This window comes from Rickettsia endosymbiont of Ixodes scapularis, from assembly GCF_000160735.1.
GTDB classification, from domain to species: Bacteria; Pseudomonadota; Alphaproteobacteria; order Rickettsiales; family Rickettsiaceae; genus Rickettsia; species Rickettsia tamurae.
The window spans coordinates 1,264,268-1,273,740 of sequence record NZ_CM000770.1; the positions used below are offsets into that span (position 1 = coordinate 1,264,268).

Genomic DNA, 9,473 nt, shown 5'->3' on the forward strand with positions numbered 1-9,473 from the left:
GTCCTTTTAAGAAAGGTTTAGCTTGTTCTTTTGCTTCTGCTAAGAAATTTTCAATAATTATTTGTTTTTCAGGAGATAGTTTGTTAAATCTTTTTAGAGAATGAGTATTATTTATATTTTCAGCTAGTTCTTGCTTAAAATCAGGATGTTCATTAAATATTTTTATAACTAATGAATATAAATTTTTCTTTTCAGGTTTTTGTAATATATTATCAAAAGTTTTTATATAATCGCTTAGAAGTATTTCAGTTGCTCCGGTACGTATATAATTCGTAATATCTTCGCTCTTCTTATTAAAGAATTTTCTGAAGTTTTTATCGGTAACCAGCATATCCAAACTTCTAGAAGTCACTTTATTCCAGTCCGGTAGCTCTTGCTTTACTTCAACTGCAATTTCTTGAAGTTTTTTCAGTACTTTTTCATTTTTAAAACATTCTTTTAGTATTTCGAGTCCCTTTTGATCTAAAGCACTCTTATCTTGAAATTCTCTAAAGCCCGCATTTGCTAAGATTTGACCTATTTTAGGCAAATCATCTGAATGTTTTTTTAAAAATTCCCATATTGGAGATTTTTCAAGAAGTGATTTTTGAAATTCCAGATCAAGATATATCTTGGAAGAGTTAGCAAGCTTAACAAGATTATAAGTATTTACAGGATTAGTTAAAACAAATCTTGCTCCAAGTAACATCGTTCTTAAACTTATACTTTTTGAAGACGATAAGTCCTTAATTGCACTCTTTAGTACTTTATTAGCTTTAGAAGAAGATAAAACTTTTTCTACAACTTTTTGATAGTTTTTATTATTTATAACAGCCATAAAATTACTTGAAATTTTTAAATATTCTAAATCTATTTTAAAAAATTTTTAAAAATAAAGATTAGGTATTTTTAATTTTTTTATTCTTGTTGTTAATATGTATACTTCGACACAACACGTTCAGCATCCGAGGACTTACAAAGACATTGCTGCCAATTTTTCAAGTTCTATCCGAGTATATTATTTAGCCTCCGCTTTTGGCGTCCATGTCAGTGAATACTTCTTCCCATGAACCGGTAGTCGCTGCTTTTGAATATTCAGTTGCTCTATTTTCAAAAAAGTTCGTATGTTCGACTCCGTTTAGCATTTCATCAAGCCAAGGAAGCGGGTTATGATTTACCAAATATACATCTTTGAGTCCTAGCTGCATTAAACGACGGTCGGCAATATAACGAATATATTGTCTTACTTCATATGCCGTTAATCCCTCAATACCGCCAACTTCAAAAGCAAGTTCAATAAAGGCATCCTCAAAATGCACAATAGTCGTACAAGCTTCATAAATACGTTTACGCAGCGTTTCCGTCCAAACTTCAGGGTTTTCTATTACAAAAGTCTTAAACAGAGTAATAATTGAATTAGTATGAAGCGTTTCATCACGCACTGACCAAGCAATAATCTGACCCATACCTTTCATTTTATTAAAACGAGGGAAATTAAGCATGATCGCAAAAGAAGCAAATAGCTGTAATCCTTCAGTAAAAGCTCCAAATACTGCGAGTGTAGTTGCTATATCTTCTTTGGTATCCACTCCGAATTGCTGCATATAATCATACTTGTCTTTCATTTCCTTATATTTAAGAAATGCTGAATATTCTACTTCCGGCATACCTACCGTATCAAGTAAATGTGAATATGCTGCAATATGTACCGTTTCCATATTAGAAAATGCCGATAACATCATTAATATTTCAGTCGGTTTAAATACTCGTGAATAATGCTTCATATAGCAATTATTCACTTCAATATCTGCCTGTGTAAAAAAACGAAATATTTGCGTTAATAGATGTTTTTCCCCTGGAGTTAAGTTATATTTCCAATCTTTAACATCGTCGGCAAGCGGTACTTCTTCCGGTAACCAATGAATTTTTTGTTGAGTGTGCCAAGCTTCATATGCCCATGGATATGAAAACGGTTTATAAATTGGACTTGCATCAAGTAATGACATAATTTTTCTTTTATTTTTATTCTTTTAATTTTTCTATTTCCGTAACTAATAACCCCGTTATTCTTGATATAGTATTTATATCAATTCCCTCAAGTAATGCGTTTTTTGCTGCTTCAATTTCGCTTTCAGCTCTACCTTCGTATACTTACTTTTTTGATTTGGTGTCACATCTATGTATTGTTTCATCTTCTATTCTTTTAACTTTTCTATTTCTTCCGGAGATAATTCTATAAGCTCAATAATATCTTCTAGCAACATTCCTTTAATTAGCATTTTTTTGCTATTTCAATTTTCCCATCAGCTTTCCCCTCATTATATTTACTTTTTTGATTTAACTTCTTCCGTTTGAGCAGCAAGCATCGCTTTAATATAATTATCATATTCTGCTTCGCTCCAGTTAAATTGTTCAATAGTTTTATAGGCTAATAATACTATTTCATCTTTTGTATTCGGGGGTTCTTTGTCTCTATCGAATTTAGCCATCATATATAACCAATCATCTTCTAAGCTTTCTAACTCATCTGCTTCTTTGGTAAATTTGTCTAATTCAATAAATACGTAAGACAAGCATTTAAGTTGATGCTTACCGTTGCCGACATTAATAGTTTGATGATAGCTAATAAATTCTTTTTCCTCGGGTAATGCCTGAAATCCAGAAGTAATTACTACCATTACTACAGGAGCTAGACCAGCATATTCTTTTCCTCTTTTTAATTGCGAAGAAAATGCTATACAACCGTAAAATTGTACTCTTGCTAAAAAGGCATCGGCATAGCCGTTTTACATCTCAACAATATAAATATTGCCGGAGTTATCTCTAACTTTTACGTCTACTATACTCCTTATTATTCTGTGCTAAATCCGGTACTTGTTCGTTTGAAATATATTCAAGGTCGATAATCCTTAACTCTTCAGGTAACCTCATAATATTATTGAGAAAGCTTAGTAACCTTGTTTTATCCGTAAATAATTTTTTAAATGCTACATCATTTTGTTGGGTCTAAATATCTTTTGCATAGTTATATTATACTTACTGACAAGCTAAGCATTCTTCGTAGTTACCGGCTTCTGCTAATTTATCGTTTTGTTTCTCTAAGTCTTTAAAATCTGCTTTTGGTACATCATGCGACACTTTATCGGCTCGTTGTATTGACGTGGATCTACAGTAATATAAACTTTTTACTCCTTTTTTCCAGGCTTTAAAATGAATATTATTTAAATATTTCTTACTAATGTTACCCGGTAAAAAGATGTTTAAAGATTGTGCTTGCGTAATGTAAGGAGTACGATCGCTTGCCAGTTCAATTAGCCAATTCTGATCAATTTCGTAAGCGGTTTTGAAAACCTGTTTTTCTTCTTCGGATAAAAATGTTAAATGTTGCACTGATCCTTCATGTGTTGCAATCGAAGACCAGACTTGATCATTATTAAATCCTTTCTCTTCTAATAATTTTTCTAAATGTTTGTTACGCACGTTAAAAGAACCGGTTAAAGTCTTTTGTACAAAGCTATTAGCGGCAAACGGCTCTATCCCGGGTGAGGCATTACCTGCTATTACCGAAATTGAGGCGGTAGGTGCTATTGCGGTTTTATTGCTAAATCGTTCATTACTTCCTGCATCTAGAGCATCAGGACATACTCCTTTTTCTTTACCGATTTCTATTGAGGCTTTATCGGCTTCAGCAGATATATATTCAAATATTTTTTTATTCCAAACTTTGGTCATAACCGATTCTATCGGTACTTTTTTCATTTGCAAAAATGAGTGGAAGCCCATTACGCCAAGCCCAACGCTTCGCTCACGCAAAGCCGAATATTTAGCTCTTGCCATAGTATCCGGTGCTTTATTAATAAAGTCTTCTAAAACATTATCAAGGAATAACATAATAGAATGGATAAATTCTTTATCATCTTTCCACTCTTCATAATACTCTAAATTTAAAGAGGAAAGGCAGCAAACAGCAGTTCTTGACTTTCCTAAATGATCAATTCCCGTCGGCAATGTAATTTCGCTACAAAGATTGGACATTTTAACTTGAAGCCCTAATTTTTTATGATGCTCAGGTATGGATTTATTAACACTATCGATAAATAACAAGTAAGGCTCACCTGTTTCTATTCTAGTAGTTAATAATTTAACCCATAAATCTCTTGCTCTAACTTTATTTACGACTTTTTTGGTAGCAGGACTAATAAGGTCAAAATCCGTATTGTTTTCAACGGCTTTCATAAATTCATCGGTTATAGCTATACCGTGATGAATATTAAGAGCTTTACGGTTAACATCCCCACCTGTCGGACGTCTTATACCGATAAATTCTTCAATTTCAGGGTGATTAATAGGCAAATATACAGCCGATGAACCTCGTCTAATAGAACCTTGCGAAATAGCAAGAGTCATAGAATCCATTACTTTAATAAACGGTATAATACCGGATGAATGACCTTTATCACGAATCCCTTCATTAATAGAACGAACATTACCCCAATAACTTCCAATCCCGCCGCCGCGTGCAGCAAGCCAAACATTTTCCGTCCATAAATTTACTATATCGTCTAAGCTATCATCGGTCTCATTCAAAAAGCATGAAATAGGAAGCCCCCTATCCGTTCCACCGTTACTTAAGATTGGTGTTGCCGGCATAAACCACATTTTACTCATATATTCATATAACTTCTGAGCATGCTGTTTATTTTCGGCATAATAACTAGAAACTCTTGCAAATAAATCTTGAAAATCCTCACCTTTCATAAGATATCGATCTCGCAGAATAGCTTTACCGAAAGGAGTAAGTAAATTGTTATGGTTGTTGTTTATAGTTATTTGAAATTTGTTTTTTTTAAGCGTGTTCATTATAGGTACTAATGGGGTTGTAGGCATTATTTATAATGCTTATTTTGAAAAAATGACACCATATTCAGTGTATAGAATCTTCACCTAAGTAGACACGAGAATAATAATTTATTCAATATAAATATTTATTTTTTTTTTAGATTTTTGACTTGACACAAATCACCCTTGATTACTATATAGAATAGTTTTTACAAATGTTATGCTTTCTTAAGGCACAAGCAATCTTAATCCTGGTGAAAGTAAGGCATCATTGCGTGGTTCCAAGTTATATTTCTGCGTAGACATAAGTTTAAGGATCGATTCCATCTCTGTCATCCCGTGATCAAGTCACAGCGTAACAGAAAGAAAACCGATCCATGCAACAAGACCTTATCTATGCGGGAATAACGTTAAAGGCATTCTCCATCATTCGTATTAAGACCTATCGGTGTAACCTCATCCTTATATTCAACAATAAACGATGAAACAAATTTACGTGGTGTGTCGGCTACTATCCAATCAACTTCTACAACATAATATCCTGGATCTCTGTCTGGAAAAGTCACTTCAATCGTTTTAGAAGGAGCTAATGTATGATCCCAGTAAGGGAATTTATCAGAAAGTTCACTATAAATTTCTTCTAAATCGTCGTGTTTCAGTCTATTTTCAAAGGTAAACTCATAATTTAATATAAATTTATGATATTTTCCCCACAGAATTATTAGCTTGTTATAAATAGAAATATAATTGACTATTTTATTTGACTATTATAGTATAATAATACTTTTATTTTTTCAGAGTATAAAAATGGCTACTAAAATAGCAATAAGTCAATTTAAGTCTCATTGTCTTGAAATAATAGAAAAATTACAAACAGATAAGGAATCTATTATAATTACCAAAAGAGATAGGGAAGTAGCACAAATATTACCTATAAATACTAAAAAGATCTCAATATTTGGTATGCTAAAAAACAAAGCCGAGATAAAAGCGGATATATTAGAACCAATAGAAGAAAAATGGAATGCAGAACATTAATAATGGTTTAGTACTAGATACCCATGTTTTATTGTGGTCACTATTACAACCTGAAGAATTATCAGAACAAATAAAACACAAAATCAATTTAGCTCAAGAAAATTCGCAATTATTCCTAAGTTCTATCTCATTATGGGAAATAGCTATACTTAACTTTAAAAAGCGTATTAATATTTACAAACCTATAAAGGACTTTCTAAACTCTATAACAAATATCAACGGATTATCTATTAAAGATATTTCTCCGGAGATTGCTGCTGAAAGCATTTCTCTTATGGATGATTTTCATGGTGCCCCAGCTGATAGAATTATTTGTAGCAACAGTAAAAATGTCTTGGAGCTACCCTACTTACTAGAGATCAAAAAATTCTTAACTGGGCTAAGTTAGGACATATTAGATCCAATATCTATCTAGGTTCTGTACACTTTTGATTAATGATTATAATTATGAGATATTTCTAAGCGAAAATTAATAAGATTTTTGCAGTAATAGTTGTTCCTATTTCAAAAAAATCTTATAATTTGCAGCTAAAAAGAGTCATAATTATAATCATTAATCAAAAGTGTACAGAACCTCAACACAATAACAATTGATTATTTCCTCAATATCCAATAAAATTCTTTTTAAAATTTAAATATAAAAAGTAATGTATAATACTGATGTTGTAATAATAGGTGCCGGTCCGGTTGGATTATTTGCAGTTTTTCAAGCAGGAATGCTTGGCATGAAATGTCATGTTATTGATGCACAAGAAGTTATTGGCGGTCAGTGTATTACCCTATATCCTAAAAAGCCTATTTACGATATACCGGCATATCCTAAAATTGCAGCAGAAGAGCTAATAAAACAATTAGAGCTTCAAGCAGCTCCTTTTAAGCCTGTATATCACTTAAATCAGCAAGCTATAGAGCTAAATAAACAAGATGATTTTTTTGAAATTAAAACCTCAAAAAACACTTTTTATTAAAAGCAAAGTTATTATTATTGCAGCAGGAGCAGGTTCATTCGGACCGAATAAACCGCCTCTTGCAAATATTGAAGATTTTGAAAGCAAGTCGGTTTTTTATTTCATCAATGATAAAAGCAAATTTGCGGGTAAAAATATAGTTATAGCAGGCGGCGGGGATTCAGCTGTTGACTGGGCTATTTCTCTTTCGGAGATTGCAAATAAAATATATTTAGTACATAGGCGGGATAAATTTACGGCTGCCCCTGAAAGCGTAAGGCAGTTAAGGCATATTGCAGAAACCGGTAAAATCGAGTTAGTAACCGGTTATCAATTAAATGCTTTATATGGTAATAATAATGAACTTCAATCGGTTATAGTTAAAGATCTACAAAATAATACTCACAAATTGGATGCCAATATATTACTATCTTTTTTTGGTTTAAAACAAGATCTGGGTAGCTTAGCAAATTGGGGTTTAAATGTTAAGCTTCACCATATTGAAGTAGATAATTCCTATTATCAAACTAATATAGAAGGTATTTACGCTATTGGTGATATTGCTCATTATGCCGGTAAACTTAAACTGATTCTTACCGGTTTTGCCGAAGCAGCAAGTAGCCTTCATCATGCTTATAGTAGAGTATTTGACGGCAAGGCTCTACATTTTGAGTATTCTACCACAAAATATACTCGATGAACTTTAAAAATTGGCTACGTCGTTCTACAAATTCTGCGGTGCTCACGTATTATTACGCTCCGCTCCTTGCCTTGTGAACTCCTTGCTCTTTTTAAAGTTGATCTTCGTATATCAATACTTCATTTATCAAGGGTATATAGTGAATAATATAATTGACGGTAAAGCGTTAGCAAATGAGATACTAGCAGACTTAAAACTAGAAATTCAAGAACTTAAAAGCCAAACCAACGCTTCACCGAAGCTTGCTATAGTATTAGTAGGCGATAATCCGGCAAGCATTATTTATGTAAAAAATAAAATAAAAAATGCACATAAAATAGGAATCGATACTTTATTAGTAAATCTATCTACTACTATTTATACAGGTGATTTAATATCGAAAATCAACGAGTTAAACCTTGATAACGAGATTTCAGGAATTATAATTCAGCTTCCTTTGCCAAGCTCTATAGATAAAAATAAAATTTTATCGGCAGTATCACCTTCTAAAGATATCGATGGTTTCCACCCTTTAAATGTCGGTTACTTACATAGCGGGATTAGTCAAGGCTTTATCCCCTGCACTGCCCTTGGTTGTCTTGCAGTTATAAAAAAATACGAACCTAATTTAACCGGTAAAAACGCTGTAATTATCGGACGCTCAAATATAGTAGGAAAACCTTTAAGTGCTTTACTGTTAAAAGAAAATTGCAGTGTTACTATTTGCCATTCCAAATCACGAAACTTAAGCTCTATTACTTCTAAAGCCGATATTGCTGTTGCCGCAATAGGTTTGCCTTTAAAATTAACTGCAGAATATTTTAATCCTGAATCTATAGTAATTGATGTAGGCATTAATAGAATTAGCGGCAATAAAATTATCGGTGATGTTGATTTTGAAAATGTTAAATCTAAAGTAAAATATATTACTCCCGTCCCAGGCGGCATCGGACCGATGACTATTGCGTTTTTACTTAAAAATACGGTTAAGGCATTTAAGGATTCTTATAATACATAATGTCATTCCCGTGTAGAATAGGCCTTGTTGCATGGATACCGAGTTGTCATTGCGAGCAAGCCGTAGGCTGCGTGGCAATCTCATGAAATAATAACAAACTCCTGAGATTGCTTCGTCAATTGCTATGCAATTTTCCTCGCAATGATGGATAAACCGATCCATGCAACAAAGCCCCTAGAATAACATTAAGATTATTCTAATTCCCTATTATAAATACTCGCAAGTTCTACATAATTTCTTACGTTATCTTGCATATATTCTAAATCTTGATCGGTTAAATATCTAACAAATTTTGCAGGGGATCCCATCCATACTTCTTTAGATTTAATTATCTTCTTTGGCGGGATAAGACTTCCTGCAGCAATAAAAGCATATTCTTCTATTACTGCATAATCCATTATCGTAGTACTCATACCAATAAAAGCATTATTATGTATTGTGCAGGCATGAATAAGAGAGAGATGACCGATAGTTATATTATCGCCTATTTCTACCGGTCCGTTAAATCTTGAAGTATGAATTACACTACCGTCTTGCACGTTAGTATTATTTCCTATTTTTATCGATTCAACGTCGCCTCTAAGAACCGTATTAAACCAAATGCTTGAATTACTACCTATTTCAACATCTCCTATTAAAGAGCTGCTTTCGGCAATATATGCACTTTTATCGATTCTTAGCGTAACTCCTTTATAAGGGATAATAAGCATTAATTATAATCTACCCAAGAAATATTACCGTCTTTACGATAATAAACTATATTGATACGATCATTATTGATATTTTTAAATACTACCGCAGGTAAATCTTCTAAATCCATTTTCATTACCGCTTCTTTTACTGATAATTTTAATATTTCTACAGGCTTTTCAGCGATAATTGCCGGATTATCATTATCTTCGGAGTTAGAGGTTTCACTATCAGATTGCGGATTAATAATATATTTGGTACCTTCGTAAGCAATTTCTGATAT

Annotated in this window: 9 protein-coding genes and 2 pseudogenes; 4 read left to right on the plus strand and 7 right to left on the minus strand. The window is 32.7% G+C overall.

From position 1 onward, the window contains the following. From REIS_RS06410 to REIS_RS15830, 5 genes and pseudogenes are all read right to left on the minus strand, one after another. Window positions 1–817: pseudogene (locus REIS_RS06410) on the minus strand (hypothetical protein); the annotation flags it as partial. 184 nt (window positions 818–1,001) lie between these two features. After that, on the minus strand, window positions 1,002–1,985 hold the full coding sequence (locus tag REIS_RS06415) for a ribonucleotide-diphosphate reductase subunit beta (RefSeq protein WP_008580437.1): 984 nt from the start codon (window positions 1,983–1,985) through the stop codon (window positions 1,002–1,004). Between the two features lie 318 nt (window positions 1,986–2,303). Further along, window positions 2,304–2,717, minus strand: a complete 414-nt coding sequence (locus tag REIS_RS14385; protein ID WP_160143002.1) for a PD-(D/E)XK nuclease family transposase — start codon at window positions 2,715–2,717, stop codon at window positions 2,304–2,306. 298 nt (window positions 2,718–3,015) lie between these two features. Next, entirely contained in the window at window positions 3,016–4,839 is a 1,824-nt protein-coding gene (locus tag REIS_RS06425) for a ribonucleoside-diphosphate reductase subunit alpha (protein WP_037213869.1), read from the minus strand. A 389-nt stretch (window positions 4,840–5,228) separates the two neighbouring features. Beyond that, window positions 5,229–5,384: a hypothetical protein gene (locus tag REIS_RS15830; protein ID WP_008580442.1), complete on the minus strand. Its 156-nt coding sequence runs from the start codon at window positions 5,382–5,384 to the stop codon at window positions 5,229–5,231. Between the two features lie 241 nt (window positions 5,385–5,625). Between REIS_RS15830 and REIS_RS06435 the strand changes: the two genes are divergently transcribed. From REIS_RS06435 to folD, 4 genes and pseudogenes are all read left to right on the plus strand, one after another. After that, window positions 5,626–5,856: a type II toxin-antitoxin system Phd/YefM family antitoxin gene (locus REIS_RS06435; RefSeq protein WP_008580443.1), complete on the plus strand. Its 231-nt coding sequence runs from the start codon at window positions 5,626–5,628 to the stop codon at window positions 5,854–5,856. Beyond that, the gene (locus REIS_RS06440; protein ID WP_008580445.1) at window positions 5,843–6,244 is read left to right on the plus strand and encodes a type II toxin-antitoxin system VapC family toxin; all 402 of its coding nucleotides are present in this window, start codon (window positions 5,843–5,845) and stop codon (window positions 6,242–6,244) included. Before REIS_RS06435 ends, REIS_RS06440 begins: the two co-directional genes overlap by 14 nt. 259 nt (window positions 6,245–6,503) lie before the next feature. Further along, window positions 6,504–7,503, plus strand: a pseudogene (locus REIS_RS06445) (NAD(P)/FAD-dependent oxidoreductase). A 139-nt stretch (window positions 7,504–7,642) separates the two neighbouring features. Beyond that, window positions 7,643–8,500 (plus strand): bifunctional methylenetetrahydrofolate dehydrogenase/methenyltetrahydrofolate cyclohydrolase FolD, encoded by an 858-nt coding sequence (folD, locus tag REIS_RS06450; RefSeq protein ID WP_008580446.1) that lies wholly within the window; start codon window positions 7,643–7,645, stop codon window positions 8,498–8,500. Window positions 8,501–8,691: 191 nt separating this feature from the next. Here the strand turns inward: folD and REIS_RS06455 are convergent, their stop codons facing one another. Further along, window positions 8,692–9,210, minus strand: coding sequence for a gamma carbonic anhydrase family protein (locus tag REIS_RS06455; protein ID WP_008580447.1), 519 nt, complete (start codon window positions 9,208–9,210; stop codon window positions 8,692–8,694). Next, a partial coding sequence (locus tag REIS_RS06460; protein ID WP_040614723.1) for a sigma 54 modulation/S30EA ribosomal C-terminal domain-containing protein occupies window positions 9,210–9,473 on the minus strand: 264 nt, incomplete at its 5' end. The genes REIS_RS06455 and REIS_RS06460, both read right to left, overlap by 1 nt.

Excerpts from the sequence above, each read along its gene's own strand:
- REIS_RS06415 (WP_008580437.1), bottom strand. The coding sequence starts at position 1,985 with ATGTCATTACTTGATGCAAGTCCAATTTATAAACCGTTTTCATATCCA.
- REIS_RS06425 (WP_037213869.1), bottom strand. The coding sequence starts at position 4,839 with ATGAACACGCTTAAAAAAAACAAATTTCAAATAACTATAAACAACAAC.
- REIS_RS06435 (WP_008580443.1), top strand. The coding sequence starts at position 5,626 with ATGGCTACTAAAATAGCAATAAGTCAATTTAAGTCTCATTGTCTTGAA.
- REIS_RS06440 (WP_008580445.1), top strand. The coding sequence starts at position 5,843 with ATGCAGAACATTAATAATGGTTTAGTACTAGATACCCATGTTTTATTG.
- REIS_RS06455 (WP_008580447.1), bottom strand. The coding sequence starts at position 9,210 with ATGCTTATTATCCCTTATAAAGGAGTTACGCTAAGAATCGATAAAAGT.